Consider the following 17,468-nt stretch of genomic DNA (forward strand, 5'->3'; position numbering starts at 1 on the left):
TTTCCCTCGTGGCGGACACGACACGGATCACGGTGACGCTCCCGACGGAGCGCGTCGCCGCCCTGAAGGAGCTGACCGACGGCGTCCCGGGGGATGTCGCCGAAGCGGTCGCGCGCGAGTTGCGGCACCGGGCGGTCGGAGCCGATCTTCAGCGGCCCAGGAGGAGCACGGCGCCTTCACCGAGGCGGAGCCGGCGGATGCCCGTTGGCTGATCTTCGAGCACACCGATGCCGGCGCGTCGGCGGGCAGGTCGAGCCGGTGACCGAACGGGCGGCGGAAGCCGCAGGACTGTTCGGGGCCGGCGGCTCGCCCGGCCTGTGCGGCGACCGCGTCCGGCTCGTCGGCGTCCGAGCGCGGCGCGCCGGCCCCTCACCACGCCACCCGCCCGGAGGAGAGGGCACCGTGTCCGGGGTGTAACAGCGGTCGGTTCGGTGCGTAACACCGGGCACGCAGCCTGGGCCGTATGCGAAACACCGTGACGTCCACGCACTGCCCCTACTGCGCGCTGCAGTGCGGCATGAACCTGGCGCCGGCCGCCGACGGGCGGGTTGTCGAGGTGAGCGAGCGCGCGGACTTCCCGGTGAACCGGGGCGCGCTGTGCGGCAAGGGGCGGACCGCCCCGGCCCTGCTGTCGTCCGCTGTGCGGCTGACCTCGCCGTTGGTGCGGTCGGCGGCGGGCACGCTGGAGCCGGCCTCCTGGGAGGAGGCGCTGGACCGGGTCGCCGAGGGCATCGGAGGCGCTCGGGCGGAGCACGGCGCGGACGCGGTCGGGGTGTTCGGCGGGGGCGGGCTGACCAACGAGAAGGCGTACGCGCTGGGGAAGTTCGCCCGGGTGGTGCTGGGCACCTCGCAGATCGACTACAACGGCCGGTTCTGCATGTCGTCGGCGGCCGCCGCGGGCAGCAGGGCCTTCGGCCTCGACCGGGGGCTGCCGTTCCCGCTGGAGGACGTCCCGAGGACCGGCTGCGTGATCCTCGTCGGCTCCAACCCGGCCGAGACCATGCCCCCGGCCCTGCGGTACTTCACCGAGCTGAAGGAGAACGGCGGCACCCTGATCGTCGTCGACCCGCGCCGGACGCGGACCGCCGAGCACGCCGACCTGCACCTGGCCCCGCGCCCCGGCACCGACCTCGCGCTGGCGCTGGGCCTGCTGCACCTGGTCGTCGCCGAGGGGCGCACCGACGAGGAGTACATCCGGGAACGCACGGCCGGCTGGGAGGAGACCCGGGCCGCCGCGATGGCGCACTGGCCGGAGTACGTGGAGCGGATCACAGGCGTCCCCGTGCCCCAACTGCGCGAAGCCGTGCGGCTGTTCTGCGAGCCGGAGCACGCGATGGTGCTCACCGCGCGAGGTCCGGAGCAGCAGTCCAAGGGCACCGACACGGTGAGCGCCTGGATCAACCTGGCGCTGGCGACCGGCCGGCCGGGCCGCCCGCTGTCCGGGTACGGCTGTCTGACCGGACAGGGCAACGGGCAGGGCGGGCGCGAACACGGCCAGAAGGCCGACCAGCTGCCCGGCTACCGCAAGCTGACCGACCCGGTCGCGCGGGCGCATGTGGCGCAGGTGTGGGGCGTGGACCCGGACAGCCTGCCCGGTCCGGGCCGCAGCGCCTACGAGTTGCTGGACGCGCTGGGCACGGACATCCGGGCGCTGCTGCTGATGGGCTCCAACCCGGTGGTGTCGGCGCCGCGCGCCGCGCACGTCGAGGGGCGCATCCGCTCGCTGGACTTCCTCGCCGTGTGCGACGTGGTGCTGTCGGAGACGGCCGAACTCGCCGACGTGGTCCTGCCGGTGACGCAGTGGGCGGAGGAGACGGGCACCACGACCAACCTGGAGGGCAGGGTGCTGCTGCGGCGCCGGGCGGTCACCCCGCCGGCGGGCGTGCGCAGCGACCTGGAGGTGCTGCACGAGCTCGCGGCGCGGCTGGGTGGCGAGGGCAGCCCGGAGAAGCGGTTCCCGGCCGACCCCGAGGAGGTCTTCGAGGAACTGCGGCGGGCCAGCGCGGGCGGCCCGGCCGACTACTCCGGGATCACCTACCGGCGGCTGGCCGAGGGGGACGGGGTGTTCTGGCCGTGCCCCTCCCCCGACGAGCCCGACGAGCCCGACGAACCCGGCGAACCCGGCGAACCCGGCGAGGAAACCGTCCACCCCGGCACCCCGCGCCTCTTCCTCGACCGGTTCGCCACCGAGGACGGGCGGGCGCGGTTCGTCCCGGTGTCGCACCGGGCGATCGCCGAGGAGCCCGACGAGGAGTACCCGGTGCTGCTCACCACCGGGCGGGTCGTGGCGCAGTACCAGTCCGGCGCCCAGACGCGGCGCGTGGACGAGCTGAACGCCGCCGCGCCCGGCCCGTTCGTGGAGCTGCACCCCCGCCTCGCGCAGCGGCTCGGCGCGGCCGAGGGCGACCCGGTGGCCGTGGTGTCGCGGCGCGGTCGGGCGGTGGCGCCGGCCCGGATCACCACCGCGATCCGTCCGGACACGGTGTTCATGCCGTTCCACTGGGCCGGTGAGGGCCGCGCCAACACCCTCACCAATCCGGCCCTCGACCCGACGTCGAAGATGCCGGAGTTCAAGGCGTGCGCCGTACGGCTGGAGGCGGTACGCCCGTGAGCGCACCGCCTCCGGAACCGGGGTGGCGCGGTCAGCCCACGCCCACCGCGCTCCAGGCCGCCGCGACCGCGTCGTACTCGGTGCCGCCCTCGCCGTAGAGGTCCGCCGCCGCCTTCAGGGTGGCGGTGCGGGCGCCGGCGTAGTCGGTCGACGAGGTCATGTGGACCGTCAGGGCGCGGTACCAGATCGCGCCGAGCTTGGCGCGGCCGATGCCGGTGACCGTCGAGCCGTCGCAGGTCGGGGAGTTGTGCGCGGTGCCGCCCACGGTCTTCGCGCCGCTGCCCTCGGCGAGCAGATAGGCGAAGTGGTTGGCGACGCCGGAGGAGTGGTGGACGTCGAGGTCCTTGACCGACGCGTCCCAGCAGTCCGCCGAGGAACCGTCCTTCGACGGGTGGTCCATGAAGCGCAGGGCCTCCTGGCCGAAGCCGTCGCGGACGACCTCCTCGCCGATCAGCCAGTCGCCCGGGTCCTCGGGGTTGGCCGCGTGGAACTCCACCAGCGTGCCGAAGATGTCGGAGGTCGCCTCGTTGAGGCCGCCCGACTCGCCGGAGTAGGTCAGCCCGGCGGTCTTGGACGTCACGCCGTGGGTCATCTCGTGCCCGGCCACGTCCAGCGCGACCAGCGGACCCATCTGGGTGCCGTCGCCGTCGCCGTAGGTCATGCAGAAGCAGCGGTCGTCCCAGAAGGCGTTGTTGTAGGCGTTGCCGTAGTGCACGCGGTTGTACGAGCCCTTGCCGTCGCCCGCGATGCCCCGGCGGCCGTGCACGTCCTCGTAGTAGTCCCAGGTGACGTCGGTGCCGTACTGCGCGTCCACGGCGACCGTGGCGCGGTCGGCGGTGTCACCGGTGCCCCAGTGGTTGTCGGCGTCGGTGACGACGGGGGCGGGGGCGCGGACGACGCAGACGACGAGGACGCACAGGTCGGTGCGGTTGCCCGCGTCGCCGGTGTAGGTGCCGCCGCGGGTGGGGTCCTTCAGCTCGTACCCGGTCGCGGTCTTCGTGGTCTCCAGCGGGACCGTGCCGCCGTAGAGGGACCTGCCGTCGCCGGTGGCGCTCTCCAGACGGTCCCAGGTGTCGATGCGGGTGCCGGTGTGCGCGTCGGTGAGCACCGTGCGCGCGACCGGGTTGCCGGCGGAGTCCTGGGCCGCGGCGTCCGTGCGCCAGGCGAGGCGGGGGGCACCGTGCAGGGCGTCGACCACCAGCTGCGGGCGGGCGGTGAGCCGGTTCAGGGTCTCGCCGAGGTGCGTCGCGCGCAGCACGTTCGCGGCGAGGTCGGCGGCGCGGGGCGCGGCGAGGCGCGGGGAGACGGTGGGCAGGTCGATCGCGGCACGGGTGGCGCGGGTGACGTCCCGGTAGGACCCGTCGGGGGCGAGGTGGAGCACGAAGTCGCCGCCCAGCACGGGCAGTCCGCGGTAGGTGCGGTCGTAGCGGACGTGGCGGCTGCCGTCCGCGTCGACGACGACGTCGCGGACCTTCGTGTCCTGGGCGGCGCCGAGGCCGAGGGCGTCGGCGCGCTCGGCGAGGACGGAGGCGGCGGCCTCGGCCGCGGCGGCGCGGGTGGGGCGGTCGGCCGCTCCGGCGGTGGTGGGGGTGAGGGCGGCGGCCAGCAGGGCGGCGCCGGTGACGGCGGCTCCGGCCACGGCGAGACGGGGACGTCGGGCATGCCGTATCGGGCTCAAGCGGTCTCCTGGAACGGGCGCCCCGACGCGGGTGGGGGGACGGGGCGGGGCTGGTGGTGACCGCGATTCAAGTGGGGTTGCGCCTGTCATGTCCATAGCGCAAATGTGGGGGTGTGTGAGGGGAGAGAATCGTTCCCGCAAGGCTCCGGTGGCACTTCGGTGCAGAGGGGCTCCGCCGACCGTCCGCGCAGGTGAAGCGAGTGAACCTCCCCTTCTTCGTCTACGGCACCCTCCGCCCCGGCGAGGTCAACCACGACCGCTTCCTGCGCGGCCGCACCGCGCGCGAGGAGGCGAGCCGGCTGCGGGGCGCGGTGCTGTACGAGGGCCCCGGTTACCCGTACGCCGTGGAGGCGCCGGACGGAGAGGTGCGCGGGGAGCTGGTGACCGCCCTGCCGCAGGCGTACGCGGAGCTCCTGGGGCGCCTGGACCGGCTGGAGGAGTACGTCCCGGGCGACCCGCGCAACCTGTACGACCGGGTGGCGCGGCCGGTGGTCCGGGAGTCCGACGGCGCGACGGTCCGGGCGTGGGTGTACGTCGCCGCCCCGGCGGTCGCGGCTCGCCTTCGGGCGCGCGGGACGCGCGTGGAGGGCGGGGACTGGAGAGGGCTGGGGTGAGGCGCGCGTACGCCCCCCGGAACACGCCGGGGCGTGCGCCCTCGCCCGGTCAGCCCTTCGCCGCCCCGCCCGGCCCAATCCGCCCGCACGCCGCCCGGCCGGCCGCCGCCACGGCGTTGACCTGCTGGAACACATCGTGGGCCGAGCGGCCGCGGAGCGCCTGACACCCGTTCAGCCGCCGCCCTGACGCCTCCTCAGGAAGCGCCACCCGCCCTGGGGCACTTACCTCGGAGGGGCAGGGACGCGGTCGACGGCGGCACATGGGGGTGCCGCGGGCCGGGTCGCCTCCGTGAGCTCGAGGGAGCATCGATGCGACGTACCGCCCGGCTGCTGACCGGCATGACCGGCACCGCACTCGCCGTGGCAACCGCGGGGCTGCTCGCCGCCCCCGCGTACGCCGGGGAGGCCCCCGGACCGTCGACCGGGGGTCTGCGGATGTACCCGTCGTCGGTCGCGCCGGGCGCGCAGGTCTCCGCGAACACCGCGGCGTGTGGCGACGAGGGCACGGCGGCGGGCGACGCCTCCGCCGTCGGGGCCGGCCGGTTCACTCTGGCGCCGAGCACGCACGAGCGGGACGCGATCGGGCAGTTCCAGGTGCCGCCGAGCGCGCAGCCCGGGACGTACGAGATCGTCGTCGCCTGCGCCGGGAGCGGGCGCGAGGTGACCGGTGACCTCGTGGTGACGCTGACACCGGACGCGGAGCTCGTGATTCCGCGAGGAAGTGTGAAGACGGGGGTCGGTGGCGCTCTGGGCACCGACCCCGTACAGACCGCGGCCGGGGTGACGGCGCTCGCCGTCGCCGCCGCGGGCGGTACCTGGCTCCTGCATCGCCGGGCGAGAGGCGACGGGATCTGACGGGCACCCTCCGCTGCCCGTCCCGCAGGTACCGCAACCCCTCCCCCTCCGGGTCCGACGCCCCTCGCGGCCCGGAGGGGGGTACGGGGCCGATTCGAGGTGAGGTCTCCTGATGCGCCGCAGGTTCCGCCGGCCCCGGAGTCCCGGCAACACGGCGATAGCCGCCGTCACGGTGTGCGCCCTGTGCGCGGGTGCGGTGCTGCTGCGGGACGGCAGGGGCGACGCCCCGCCGCAGCCGTCCGCCGCGCAGGCGCACTCCGAGACCGACGCGCACGGCCCGGCCCGCTCCCCGGTCCCGGCGCTGCCGCCGTCGCCGCCCGACCGGGTCCGCATCCCCTCGATCGACGTGGACGCGCCGCTGGCCGGCCTCGGGCTGACCGGGGCCGGTTCCCTGGACGTCCCGCCCGCCGACCGGCCCGACCTGGCCGGCTGGTACGAGGCGGGCACCACCCCCGGCGAGCGGGGCACCGCGATCATCGCGGGCCACGTGGACAACGCCGACGGCCCGGCCGTCTTCTACTCCCTGGGCGCCCTGGACAAGGGCAGCACGGTCGAGGTGGCCCGGCGCGACGGCACGGTCGCCCTGTTCACGGTGGACGCCGTCGAGGCGTACGACGCGCGGGGCTTCCCCGACGAGAAGGTCTACGGCGCGGCCCACCGCCCGGAACTCCGCGTCATCACCTGCGGCGCGGGCTACTCCCCCACGACGGGCTACCGGGGCAACGTGGTGGTGTACGCCCACCTGACGGGGACGCGCTGACGTCGGGGTGGCGCGGGGCTCACCCGGAGACCCCGTCCGGGCAGGACGCCGCGTCCGGGACCACCAGAAGGACCACCGGGTACGACGTGATCTGCTGGTTCGCCCCGGGCCTGCTGCCGCAGATCCGCCATGCCTGCGGGTCCACCACCTCGCGGTTCTTCCCGGTGGCGTCCTCGAAGCGGACCTGCGTGCCGTCCATCTGTTCCTGTGCCCGGAGCGCGTTGCCTCCGGTGACGTCGGGCATCACGGCGGTGACGGGCCGGGCGGCGGTGTCCGAGGGGGACGCGGAAGTCGCCGCCCTCCGGTCGGGCTCGGGGTGCGTGCCGCAGCCGGCTCCAACCGCGCAGACGGCCGCGGCGGCGAGAACGGCTCTCAGCGGCGCGGTGACTGTGGGTCTGGTGATGGCCGTGCCTTCCTCGAGGTGATCATGTCCGGCTCAGTATCCCCACCGGACACCCCCGTGCACAGGCCTACGCCAGCCACTGCTCGTACGCCATGTTCGCCACCAGGGCGAAGACGACCGTGAGCAGGACCACGCGGACGAAGCCGCTGCCGCGCTTGAGGGCGGTGCGGGCGCCCAGCATGCCGCCCGCCAGGTTGAAGACCGCCATGATCACCGCCAGTTGCCACAGCACCGCGCCCTGCCAGGCGAAGGTGGCGAGGGCGCCCGCGTTGGTGCAGCAGTTGACGATCTTGGCGGTGGCGGAGGCGGTGACCAGGTCCAGGTGGAGCAGGGCGGTGAGCGCCAGGACGAGGAACGTGCCGGTGCCGGGGCCGATCAGGCCGTCGTAGAAGCCGATGCCGAGGCCGGCCAGGCCGATCGCGGCGAGGATCTGCCGGCGTGTCGCCGGGCCGGGCGCGGGGGCGGTGCCGAAGGCGGGCCGCAGGATGACGAAGGCGGCCACCGCCAGCAGCACCACCATGATGACCGGCTTGAGCACCTCCGTGCTCATCCCGGCCGCGAGGAACGCCCCGCCCGACGACCCGGCGAGGGCGGCGAGACCGATCCGCACCGCGGTCCGCACGTCCACCGGCGCCTTGCGCGCGTACGTCACCGCCGCGCCCGTGGTGCCTACGATCGCGACCGCCTTGTTGGTGCCCAACGCGTGCGCGGCGGGAGTTCCGGCGGGCAGGCCGAGCAGCAGGGCGGGCAGGAGCAGCAGGCCCCCGCCGCCCACCACGGCGTCGATCCAGCCGGCGGCGAGCGCGGCCACGCAGAGCAGGACGACCGTGGTCAGGGATATGTCGGGCATGGCGGTGAGCCTATGGAGGCAATAGATGTTGCGTCCATCAAGATGAGCGTTTGTTGAGGTTGGCCTCCTCACACCCGCCCCGCGACCGCCCCCGGAAGCCTCACATCTCCCGCCCGCGTTCGCTGAGGGCAGCGTTCCGCGCGGGAAACAGAAGGGATGCCACCGGGTAACACCCGCCCCGCACGCTCGGGACATGACCTCGAACGAGCGTGTGGTGGTGATCGGCTCCGGCCTCGCGGGTGTACGTCTCGCCCGGCGGCTCGGCGAGCTGGGCACGCCCGTGACGCTGATCGGCGAGGAGGAGCACCCGCCGTACAACCGGGTGCTGCTCGCCGAGGTGCTCGCCGGGCGCTACCGGCCCGAGGTGATCGCCCTGCCCGCCCCCGCGGAGCTGGTCCGCGCCCGGGTCACCGGCATCGACCGGGACCGGCGGACCGTCGCCTGCGCGGACGGCACGGAGATCGCCTACGGGCGGCTGGTGCTGGCCACCGGCTCCAACCCCGTCCTGCCGCCGCTGCGCGGCCTGTTCACCGAGGACCACGAGCTGCCCCGGGGCGTGCACGCGTTCCGCACCCTGGACGACTGCCTGGGCCTGTCCGCCGAGGTGCGGCCGGGCATGCGGGCGGTGGTGATCGGCGGCGGACTGCTCGGCGTGTCCGCGGCCCGCGCGCTGGCCGTACGCGGCGCGCAGGTGGTCCTCGCCCAGCAGTCCGAGCGGCTCATGGAACGCCAGCTCGACCCGGCCGCCTCCGCGCTGGTCCGGCGCCATCTGACCGGCCTCGGCGTGGAGGTGCACACCGAGTGCCGGGTGCGCGACGTGCGCTGCGTCGGCGGCGCGGTCCGCTCGGTGGAGATGGCCGACGGCTACGCCCTGGACGCCGACCTGGTGGTGCTGGCCTGCGGGGTGCACCCGAGGGTCTCCCTCGCGCAGGCCGCCGGCCTCGACGTGGCCAAGGGCGTCGTCGTCGACGACGAGCTGCGCACCTCCGACCCGTACGTCCACGCGGTCGGCGACTGCGTCCAGCACGCCGGCACCGTCTACGGACTGGCCACCCCGGCCCTGGAACAGGCCGACGCGCTCGCCGCGCTGCTCGCCGGGGACACCACCTCCCGCTACACCGGCACCCGCTCGCTCACCCGGCTCACCCTGACCGGCCCGGACAGCCCCTTCGACCTGGCCGCGTTCGGCGAGACGGAGGTGCTGCCGGGCGACGACGTCGTGCAGCTCGCCGACGCCACCCGCGGCACCTACCGCAAGGTCGTGGTCCGCGACGACCGCCTGGTCGGCGGGGTGCTGGTCGGCGAACTCGGCACCGTCGGCGCCCTCGCGCGCGCCTGGGAGGGAGCAGAGCCGCTCCCGTCCGACGGCGGGCCCCTGCTCCACCTGCTCACCAACGACGGAGGCTCCTGATGCCCACGGACACCTCGACCATCGTGCTGGTCGGCCACGGCATGGTCGGCCAGCGCTTCCTGGAGGCGCTCGCCGAGCGCGGCCTGACCGCCACGCACCGCGTGGTCGTGCTGTGCGAGGAGCCGCGTCCGGCGTACGACCGCGTGCAGCTCACCTCGTACTTCTCGGGCCGCACCCCCGAGGACCTGTCGCTGACGGACGCGCAATTCATCGAGGACCACGGCATCGAGCTGCACGTCGGCGACCCGGCCGAACACGTGGACCGTGCGGCGCGCACGGTGACCGCCCGCTCCGGGATGGTCGTCGGCTACGACGTGCTGGTGCTGGCGACCGGCTCGTACCCGTTCGTGCCGCCGGTGCCGAACAAGGACGCCGAGGGCTGCTTCGTCTACCGCACCATCGAGGACCTGCTCGCCATCGAGGAGTACGCGCGGAAGAAGGCGACCGTGGGCGCGGTGGTCGGCGGCGGTCTGCTCGGCCTGGAGGCGGCCGGCGCGCTCAAGGGCCTCGGACTCACCTCGCACATCGTGGAGTTCGCGCCGCGATTGATGCCGGTGCAGGTCGACGAGGGCGGCGGCGCGGCGCTGCTGCGCACCATCGAGGACATGGGGCTGAGCGTCCACACGGGTGTCGGCACCCAGGAGATCGTGGTCGACGAGGCGGGCGCCGTCACCGGTATGAAGCTCTCCGACGGCTCCGAACTCGCCGCCGACATGGTGGTGTTCTCCGCCGGTGTCCGCCCCCGCGACCAGCTGGCCCGCGACTGCGGTCTGACGGTCGGCGAGCGCGGCGGCATCACCGTCGACGAGCAGTGCCGCACGGTCGCCGACCCGCACGTGTTCGCGATCGGCGAGTGCGCGCTGGCCGCGGACGGCCGGGTGTACGGCCTGGTCGCCCCCGGCTACGAGCAGGCGGAGACGGCCGCCGCGACCATCGCAGAGGACGAGGCCGCCTTCACCGGCGCCGACCTGTCCACCAAGCTGAAGCTGCTCGGCGTGGACGTGGCGTCCTTCGGCGACGCGCACGGCACCGCCGGGGACTGCCTGGACGTCGTCTACTCCGACTCGCGCGCCGGCCTGTACAAGAAGCTGGTGATCGGCCGGGACGGCACGCTGCTCGGCGGCATCCTGGTCGGCGACGCGGAGGCGTACGGCACGCTGCGGGCGTTCACCGGCTCCGTGCCGCCGGTCGCGCCGGAGTCGCTGGTGCTGCCCGCGGGGGCCGGGGCCCCGGCCGCGCTCGGCCCGTCCGCGCTGCCCGACGAGGCGGTGATCTGCTCCTGCCACAACGTCACCAAGGGCGCGATCCGCGGCGCGGTCACGGACCACACGTGCACCACCGTGCCCGAGGTGAAGAAGTGCACCAAGGCCGGCACGGGCTGCGGCAGTTGCGTGAAGGTGCTGGGCCAGCTCCTGGACGCCGAGCTGGAGGCGAACGGCGTCGAGGTCGACAAGGGCCTGTGCGGCTGCTTCTCCCAGACCCGCGAGGAGCTGTACGAGATCGTCCTCGCCCTGCGCATCGCCTCCCACCGCGAGCTGCTGGACCGCCACGGCCGGGAGGGGGCGCGCGGCGGCGACGGCTGCGAGGTGTGCAAGCCGACGGTCGGCTCGGTCATCGCGTCCCTGGCGCCCGCGATCGGCGCGAGTACGTACGTCCTGGACGGCGAGCAGGCGGCGCTGCAGGACACCAACGACCACTTCCTGGCCAACCTGCAGAGGAACGGCTCGTACTCGGTGGTGCCGCGCATCCCCGGCGGGGAGATCGCGCCCGAGAAGCTGATCGTGATCGGCGAGATCGCCCGTGACTTCGGCCTCTACACGAAGATCACCGGCGGTCAGCGGATCGACATGTTCGGCGCGCGGGTCGAGCAGCTGCCGCTGATCTGGGCCCGGCTGGTCGACGCCGGCTTCGAGTCCGGCCACGCGTACGGCAAGTCGCTGCGCACGGTGAAGTCCTGCGTGGGGCAGACCTGGTGCCGCTACGGCGTCCAGGACTCCGTGCGCATGGCGATCGACCTGGAGCTGCGCTACCGGGGCCTGCGCTCCCCGCACAAGCTCAAGTCGGCGGTCTCCGGCTGCCAGCGCGAGTGCGCGGAGGCCCAGTCGAAGGACTTCGGCGTCATCGCCACCGCCAACGGCTGGAACCTCTACGTCGGCGGCAACGGCGGCGCCACCCCGCGCCACGCCGACCTGCTGGCCCAGGACCTCTCCGACGCCGAACTGGTCCGCCTCATCGACCGGTTCCTGATGTTCTACATCCGCACCGCCGACCGGCTGGAGCGCACCAGCGTCTGGCTGGACCGGATCCCCGGCGGCCTGGACCACGTACGGGACGTGGTGGTGCACGACTCACTCGGCATCTGCGACGAGCTGGAGTCGCTGATGGCCGCGCACGTCGCGCACTACCGCGACGAGTGGGCCGAGACGATCAACGACCCCGAGAAGCTCGCCCGGTTCGTGTCCTTCGTCAACGCCCCGGACACCCCCGACCCGGTCGTCGCCTTCGTGCCCGAACGCGACCAGACCAAGCCCGACCTGCCCCTGCTGAGCATCGGCCTGCGTCCCGCCGACGACGTCCTGGAAGGAAGCGCACAACGATGACCCTGGCACTCGAGACGACCACCGGCCTGACGATCCGACTCCGCCTGGAGGACGACTGGTTCGAGGTCTGCGACCTCGGCGCGCTGATCCCCGGCCGGGGGGTGGCCGCCCTGCTGCCCGACGGCCGGCAGGCCGCCGTGTTCACCGACCGCACGGGACGCCTCTACGCCCTCGACAACCGCGACCCGTTCACCGGGGCGGCGGTCCTCTCCCGCGGCCTCACCGGCACCCACCAGGGCCGCCCGTTCGTCGCCTCCCCGCTCCTGAAGCAGCGTTTCGACCTGGAGACCGGCCGGTGTCTGGACGACGACACGGTCCGGGTGACGACGTACGAGGTGAAAGCGGCGTGAGCGCCTGAGCGGCACGGTGTGCCGGGCGGACACCGCCCGGCACACCGTGGCGGAGAGCCACCCTCCGGTCACGTCACGTTCGCATCACGGGACCTTCATATCCCCGACACACCTGTGGCACCCCAGTAGTTTCGTCAGCCTCGTACCGAGTCAGACGTCTTCGCACGACCTGGGGGGCTCCTCACCATGATCCCGTTCCGCACCTCCGCCGCCGCGGTGCTCGCCGCCGTCGCCCTGGCCGCCGTACCGGCCACCGCCGTGGCCCACGACGGCAGCCACCCGTTCGACAACTGCTCCGAGGCGTACGACTACGGGTACAGCGACATCCCGAGGGCCGACGAGCACTACGGCAAGCACCTCGACCGGGACAACGACGGCGTCGGCTGCGACCAGCCGCCCGCCGGCTTCGTGCCGCACGACGACAGCGACGACGACGCCGGCGCGGGCGCCGAGGACACCGGCGCCACGGAGGAGAACGGCGGCGGCACCGACCTCGCCGAGACCGGCGGCAGCGACACCACCCCCTACCTCGCGGCCGGAGGCGCGACCGTCGTCCTGCTGGGCGGCGGCCTGACGATCGCCGCGCGCCGACGCCGCGACAACCGCTGACCCGCCCTCCCGGGGGCCGGACACCCGACCCCCGGGGGATCACAGCGACAGCAGCAGGGAACTCTCCTTGCCCTGGCGGCGCCGCACATGGCCGCGCCACCCGGCCAGGGCCGCCATCAGCGTCCAGGTCACCAGGCCGGCGAACGCGCCGTGGAGCCGGCCGGCGGCGTCCACCTGGTCCGCCCGCTCCATGGGCACCACGCCCTCCGGGTCACGGATCACGTCGAGCCGCTGCCCCGGCCGGGGCGCCCGGTCGCCCTTGTAGGTCATCCGCTCGGCCAGTTCCCGGCCGTCCTCGGTGCGCAGCGTGAGCCGGTGGCTCTTGCCGCCCGTCGCGTCCGCGCTGTCGGCGACGATCACCACGCTCTCGCGCACCCCGCGCACCTCCAGCGCCAGTTCGGGCGCGTACTGGACGGCCCCGACGAGGACCAGCAGGCCGGGCGCCAGGGAGAGCAGGGCGATCCAGCCGGCGCGGTGCAGCCAGGTCAGCAGCCCGGCGAAGGTCAGGCAGAGCACGACCCCCACGACGATGGGCACCGCCACCCACCGCAGCGCCAGGTAGGACGCGCAGGCGGTGACGAGCGCGGCGACCCAGCCGCACAGCGCCACCCACATCGCGCGCCGCACCGACCGCCAGGGGTCGACGGCGCGCCCGCCCGTGCCGTCCTGGGTTCCGGTCCTGCTCCCTCGTATCACCGGTGACACCGCTGCACCTTCCGCTCCCCCGCCGTGGCGGCACTCGTCCGGCTCAGGACACTACCGGTCCCCCCGCCGTCCGGTTCCGGGTGGCCGGAACCGGATCCCCCACCCCTCTCGACGTGGGCTTTCGGCGCGAACCGGAGGAAGGATCACCTCCGTTCGTGGCGGTCCGCCACGAAGTCGTCACATCACGTTCACATCACACGTCACTCGTAACCCTCTGCATCACTACTGAACGGCCAGTAACTTCATCACGCCACAGCCCACTTACCGGCACCCGCAATCGGACTGGGGGGCATTTAGCATGCACCTGATACGAAGCACCCTCACGGCCCTCGCCGCCCTCACCCTGGCCGCCGTTCCCGTCACCGCCTCGGCCCACGACGGGGACCACCCGTTCAAGAGCTGCGCGCAGGCGTACGACAACGGCTACTCCAGGCTCACCAGCGGGGACGACCACTACGGCCCCGAACTCGACCCCGACGGGGACGGCATCGCCTGCGACGAACCCCCCGCCGGCTTCATCCCGCGCGACCACACCGAGGTCGGCGGGGACGCCACCCCCGTGGCCGACACCACCACGGCTGCCCGGAGCGACGACCTCGCCGACGAGGACAGCGGCCTCACGACCTACGTGACCACAGGCGTCGCCGCCGTGGTCCTCGTCGGAGGCATCGTGCTCATCACCTCCCGCATGCGCCGCAACCGCACCTGACCGCCCCACCGGGCGCGTTCCGCGTGGGCGCACGACGGAAGGGGCGGCACCCCCGCACGGGTGCCGCCCCTCCTTCGTGATCCGGAACCGCCGCCGATCGGTGAGGGTGGTCGGGTGACAGACGACGGCCCCGGGGTCGGACGCCCCGGAGGGCTCAGCGGTGGTCGCTGCCCTCCGAGGTGACGGCGGCGCGGCCGGCCTCCAGCCGGGCCACCGGGATGCGGAACGGGGAGCAGGAGACGTAGTCCAGTCCCACCTCGTGGAAGAAGTGGACCGACTCCGGGTCGCCGCCGTGCTCGCCACAGACGCCGAGCTTCAGGTCCGGGCGGGTCTCACGGCCGGCCTTGACCGCGGACTGCACCAGGGAGCCCACGCCGTCCTTGTCGATCGTCTCGAACGGCGACACCCCGAAGATGCCCTTCTCCAGGTAGGCCGTGAAGAAGCTGGCCTCCACGTCGTCCCGGGAGAAGCCCCACACCGTCTGGGTGAGGTCGTTGGTGCCGAAGGAGAAGAACTCGGCCGCCTCCGCGATCTGGCCGGCGGTCAGCGCGGCGCGCGGCAGCTCGATCATCGTGCCGATGGCGAGCTTGAGCCGCGTGCCGGTGGCCTCCTCGACCTCCGCGATGACCTTGTCGGCCTCCTCGCGGACGATCTCCAGCTCCTGGACGGTGCCGACCAGCGGGATCATGATCTCCGCACGCGGGTCGCCCTTGGCGTTCCGGCGCTCGGCCGCGGCCTCGGCGATCGCCCGCACCTGCATGGTGAACAGGCCCGGGATGACCAGTCCGAGACGGACACCGCGCAGACCCAGCATCGGGTTCTGCTCGTGCAGCCGGTGCACGGCCTGGAGCAGCCGCAGCTCGTTCTCGTGCGGCTCCTGCCGGGACTCGGCGAGGGCCACGCGGACCGACAGCTCGGTGATGTCGGGCAGGAACTCGTGCAGCGGCGGGTCGAGCAGGCGGATGGTGACGGGCAGGCCGTCCATCGCCTCGAACAGCTCGACGAAGTCCTGCTTCTGCAGCGGCAGCAGGCCCTTGAGGGACTCCTCGCGCTCGGCCTGGGTGTCGGCCAGGATCAGCCGCTCCACCAGCTCGCGCCGGTCACCGAGGAACATGTGCTCGGTGCGGCACAGGCCGATGCCCTGGGCACCGAACCGGCGGGCGCGCAGGGCGTCCTCGGCGTTGTCGGCGTTGGCGCGCACCCGCAGCCGGCGCTTGCGGTCGGCGAACGCCATCATCCGGTGCACGGCCTCGACCAGCTCGTCGGCGTCGTCGGCGCCGGGGTGCATCCGGCCCTCGAAGTACTCCACGACCGGGGACGGGACGACCGGGACCTCGCCCAGGTAGACCTTGCCGGAGGAGCCGTCGATGGAGATGACGTCGCCCTCCTCGACGACCTGCCCGCCGGGCACGGTCATCCGGCGGCGCTTGGTGTCGACCTCCAGCTCCTCGGCGCCGCAGACACAGGTCTTGCCCATGCCGCGGGCGACGACGGCCGCGTGGGAGGTCTTGCCGCCGCGCGAGGTGAGGATGCCCTCGGCGGCGATCATGCCGTCCAGGTCGTCGGGGTTGGTCTCGCGGCGGATCAGGATGACCTTCTCACCGGACCGGGACCACTTGACGGCGGTGTAGGAGTCGAAGACCGCCTTGCCGACCGCGGCGCCCGGGGAGGCGGCGATGCCCCGCCCGACCTGCTCGACCTTCGCCTCGTCGTCGAAGCGGGGGAACATCAGCTGGGCGAGCTGCGCGCCGTTGACCCGGCACAGCGCCTCGGCCTCGTCGATCAGGCCCTGGTCCACCAGCTGCGTGGCGATGCGGAAGGCGGCGCCCGCGGTGCGCTTGCCGACGCGGGTCTGCAGCATCCACAGCTGGCCGCGCTCGATGGTGAACTCGATGTCGCAGAGATCCTTGTAGTGGTTCTCCAGCGTCTCCATGATCTGCATCAGCTGGTCGTACGACTTCTTGTCGATCTGCTCCAGCTCCGCGAGCGGGACCGTGTTGCGGATGCCCGCGACGACGTCCTCGCCCTGCGCGTTCTGCAGGTAGTCGCCGTAGACGCCCTGGTGGCCGGAGGCGGGGTCGCGGGTGAAGGCGACGCCGGTGCCGGAGTCGGGGCCGAGGTTGCCGAAGACCATCGAGCAGACGTTGACGGCGGTGCCCAGGTCGTGCGGGATGCGCTCCTGGCGGCGGTAGAGCTTGGCCCTCTCGCCGTTCCAGGAGTCGAAGACCGCCTTGATGGCGAGGTCCATCTGCTCGCGCGGGTCCTGCGGGAAGTCCCGGCCGCACTCGGTCTTGACGACCTTCTTGAACTTGGTGACGAGCTTCTTGAGGTCGGCGGCCTCCAGCTCGGTGTCGACCGTGACCTTCTTGGCCGCCTTGGCCGCCTCGAGGGCGTCCTCGAACAGCTCGCCGTCCACGCCGAGGACGGTCTTGCCGAACATCTGGATGAGGCGCCGGTAGGAGTCCCACGCGAACCGGTCGTCCCCGGCCTGCTTGGCCAGGCCCTGCACGGACTTGTCCGACAGACCGATGTTGAGGACGGTGTCCATCATGCCGGGCATGGAGAACTTGGCGCCGGAGCGGACCGACACGAGGAGGGGGTCGTCGGCCTGGCCGAGCTTCTTGCCCATCTTCTGCTCGAGCGCGTCGAGGTGCGCACTCACCTCGTCACGCAGTGCCGCCGGCTCCTCGCCGCTGTCGAGGTAGACCTTGCAGGCCTCGGTGGTGATGGTGAAGCCGGGTGGCACGGGGAGACCGAGGTTGGTCATCTCGGCGAGGTTGGCCCCCTTGCCGCCCAACAGGTCCTTGAGGTCCTTGTTGCCCTCGGTGAAGTCGTAGACGAACTTCACGCTCTCAACGCTCGTGCCCGGCTGAGCTACGTGGGGATCTTTGTTTTCCGACACGGGTCTCGACTCCTCGAGGACGCGGTGGCTGCCCTGACGGCGAGGAATGTACCCAGATCGAAGGCCTCTGGGTACGTCCACTTGTACGTCGTGCGCCTGTGACCGGCCGAGTGCCAGCGGATCGAAAGTCAAGGCTTGGCAAGCAGTCAGGGCCGAGTGTTTTCACTTCTTGAACGCGGAGCGCCTCCCAGCACCGCGTGAGCCGCTCATGTGAGCATCTTTGCCCACGTTTGATTTCGCTCGATGAACGATCACCGGGTGGCACTGAGTGCCAATCTTTGAGAAGTGCAGCCTCCCATGATCCGCTCATCTGAGCGGAACCCCTATCAGGGGTGGCGAGAATCACGCTGCCACACGGCGCCGGGTTTCACCATGCGGACCAACGGAAGGATCGCCGGTGAACACAACGGC

At 73.0% G+C, this 17,468-nt stretch carries 14 protein-coding genes and 1 pseudogene; 10 read left to right on the forward strand and 5 right to left on the reverse strand.

Translation table 11 applies throughout. The features are described 5' to 3' along the window. Positions 1-8: 8 nt before the first annotated feature. Positions 9-262 (forward strand): annotated as a pseudogene (locus B100_RS37435) (hypothetical protein). A gap of 201 nt (positions 263-463) precedes the next feature. Further along, the gene (locus B100_RS0102495; protein WP_024882895.1) at positions 464-2,611 is read left to right on the forward strand and encodes a molybdopterin oxidoreductase family protein; all 2,148 of its coding nucleotides are present in this window, start codon (positions 464-466) and stop codon (positions 2,609-2,611) included. A 31-nt stretch (positions 2,612-2,642) separates the two neighbouring features. On the opposite strand, the gene B100_RS0102500 is transcribed toward B100_RS0102495, so the two are convergent. Beyond that, entirely contained in the window at positions 2,643-4,289 is a 1,647-nt protein-coding gene (locus B100_RS0102500) for a M4 family metallopeptidase (protein ID WP_024882896.1), read from the reverse strand. Positions 4,290-4,489: 200 nt separating this feature from the next. Here B100_RS0102500 and B100_RS0102505 point away from each other — a divergent pair, with 200 nt between their 5' ends. The 3 genes from B100_RS0102505 to B100_RS0102515 all read left to right on the forward strand — a co-directional run bounded on the left by B100_RS0102505 (position 4,490) and on the right by B100_RS0102515 (position 6,518). Continuing rightward, on the forward strand, positions 4,490-4,903 hold the full coding sequence (locus B100_RS0102505; RefSeq protein ID WP_024882897.1) for a gamma-glutamylcyclotransferase family protein: 414 nt from the start codon (positions 4,490-4,492) through the stop codon (positions 4,901-4,903). A 309-nt stretch (positions 4,904-5,212) separates the two neighbouring features. Further along, positions 5,213-5,758, forward strand: a complete 546-nt coding sequence (locus B100_RS0102510; protein WP_024882898.1) for a hypothetical protein — start codon at positions 5,213-5,215, stop codon at positions 5,756-5,758. A gap of 112 nt (positions 5,759-5,870) precedes the next feature. Next, entirely contained in the window at positions 5,871-6,518 is a 648-nt protein-coding gene (locus tag B100_RS0102515; RefSeq protein WP_024882899.1) for a class F sortase, read from the forward strand. A gap of 19 nt (positions 6,519-6,537) precedes the next feature. On the opposite strand, the gene B100_RS0102520 is transcribed toward B100_RS0102515, so the two are convergent. Next, on the reverse strand, positions 6,538-6,717 hold the full coding sequence (locus B100_RS0102520; protein ID WP_158686694.1) for a hypothetical protein: 180 nt from the start codon (positions 6,715-6,717) through the stop codon (positions 6,538-6,540). Between the two features lie 271 nt (positions 6,718-6,988). After that, on the reverse strand, positions 6,989-7,771 hold the full coding sequence (locus B100_RS0102530; protein WP_024882902.1) for a sulfite exporter TauE/SafE family protein: 783 nt from the start codon (positions 7,769-7,771) through the stop codon (positions 6,989-6,991). A gap of 193 nt (positions 7,772-7,964) precedes the next feature. Between B100_RS0102530 and B100_RS0102535 the strand changes: the two genes are divergently transcribed. From B100_RS0102535 to B100_RS0102550, 4 genes are all read left to right on the forward strand, one after another. After that, positions 7,965-9,182 carry an FAD-dependent oxidoreductase gene (locus B100_RS0102535; RefSeq protein ID WP_024882903.1) on the forward strand — a complete coding sequence of 406 codons (1,218 nt, stop codon included), beginning with the start codon at positions 7,965-7,967 and terminating at the stop codon, positions 9,180-9,182. After that, entirely contained in the window at positions 9,182-11,782 is a 2,601-nt protein-coding gene (nirB, locus tag B100_RS0102540) for a nitrite reductase large subunit NirB (RefSeq protein WP_024882904.1), read from the forward strand. The genes B100_RS0102535 and nirB overlap by 1 nt, the downstream gene beginning before the upstream one ends. Continuing rightward, positions 11,779-12,132 (forward strand): nitrite reductase small subunit NirD, encoded by a 354-nt coding sequence (nirD, locus tag B100_RS0102545; RefSeq protein ID WP_024882905.1) that lies wholly within the window; start codon positions 11,779-11,781, stop codon positions 12,130-12,132. The genes nirB and nirD overlap by 4 nt, the downstream gene beginning before the upstream one ends. Positions 12,133-12,318: 186 nt before the next feature. Beyond that, positions 12,319-12,741 (forward strand): LAETG motif-containing sortase-dependent surface protein, encoded by a 423-nt coding sequence (locus B100_RS0102550; protein WP_024882906.1) that lies wholly within the window; start codon positions 12,319-12,321, stop codon positions 12,739-12,741. A 39-nt stretch (positions 12,742-12,780) separates the two neighbouring features. Here B100_RS0102550 and B100_RS0102555 read toward each other — a convergent pair whose 3' ends face one another. Next, positions 12,781-13,446 carry a hypothetical protein gene (locus tag B100_RS0102555; protein WP_024882907.1) on the reverse strand — a complete coding sequence of 222 codons (666 nt, stop codon included), beginning with the start codon at positions 13,444-13,446 and terminating at the stop codon, positions 12,781-12,783. Positions 13,447-13,744: 298 nt separating this feature from the next. Between B100_RS0102555 and B100_RS0102560 the strand changes: the two genes are divergently transcribed. Continuing rightward, positions 13,745-14,155, forward strand: coding sequence for an excalibur calcium-binding domain-containing protein (locus tag B100_RS0102560; protein WP_024882908.1), 411 nt, complete (start codon positions 13,745-13,747; stop codon positions 14,153-14,155). A 154-nt stretch (positions 14,156-14,309) separates the two neighbouring features. Here B100_RS0102560 and ppdK read toward each other — a convergent pair whose 3' ends face one another. After that, positions 14,310-17,057, reverse strand: coding sequence for a pyruvate, phosphate dikinase (gene ppdK / locus B100_RS0102565; protein WP_024882909.1), 2,748 nt, complete (start codon positions 17,055-17,057; stop codon positions 14,310-14,312). Positions 17,058-17,468: the final 411 nt, after the last annotated feature.

Source organism: Streptomyces sp. CNH189, assembly GCF_000527195.1.

What these genes read in the sequence shown, in the direction of transcription:
- B100_RS0102495 (WP_024882895.1), top strand. Translation starts at nt 464, where the DNA reads ATGCGAAACACCGTGACGTCCACGCACTGCCCCTACTGCGCGCTGCAG.
- B100_RS0102510 (WP_024882898.1), top strand. Translation starts at nt 5,213, where the DNA reads ATGCGACGTACCGCCCGGCTGCTGACCGGCATGACCGGCACCGCACTC.
- B100_RS0102515 (WP_024882899.1), top strand. Translation starts at nt 5,871, where the DNA reads ATGCGCCGCAGGTTCCGCCGGCCCCGGAGTCCCGGCAACACGGCGATA.
- B100_RS0102520 (WP_158686694.1), bottom strand. Translation starts at nt 6,717, where the DNA reads ATGGACGGCACGCAGGTCCGCTTCGAGGACGCCACCGGGAAGAACCGC.
- B100_RS0102530 (WP_024882902.1), bottom strand. Translation starts at nt 7,771, where the DNA reads ATGCCCGACATATCCCTGACCACGGTCGTCCTGCTCTGCGTGGCCGCG.
- B100_RS0102535 (WP_024882903.1), top strand. Translation starts at nt 7,965, where the DNA reads ATGACCTCGAACGAGCGTGTGGTGGTGATCGGCTCCGGCCTCGCGGGT.
- nirB (WP_024882904.1), top strand. Translation starts at nt 9,182, where the DNA reads ATGCCCACGGACACCTCGACCATCGTGCTGGTCGGCCACGGCATGGTC.
- nirD (WP_024882905.1), top strand. Translation starts at nt 11,779, where the DNA reads ATGACCCTGGCACTCGAGACGACCACCGGCCTGACGATCCGACTCCGC.
- B100_RS0102550 (WP_024882906.1), top strand. Translation starts at nt 12,319, where the DNA reads ATGATCCCGTTCCGCACCTCCGCCGCCGCGGTGCTCGCCGCCGTCGCC.
- B100_RS0102560 (WP_024882908.1), top strand. Translation starts at nt 13,745, where the DNA reads ATGCACCTGATACGAAGCACCCTCACGGCCCTCGCCGCCCTCACCCTG.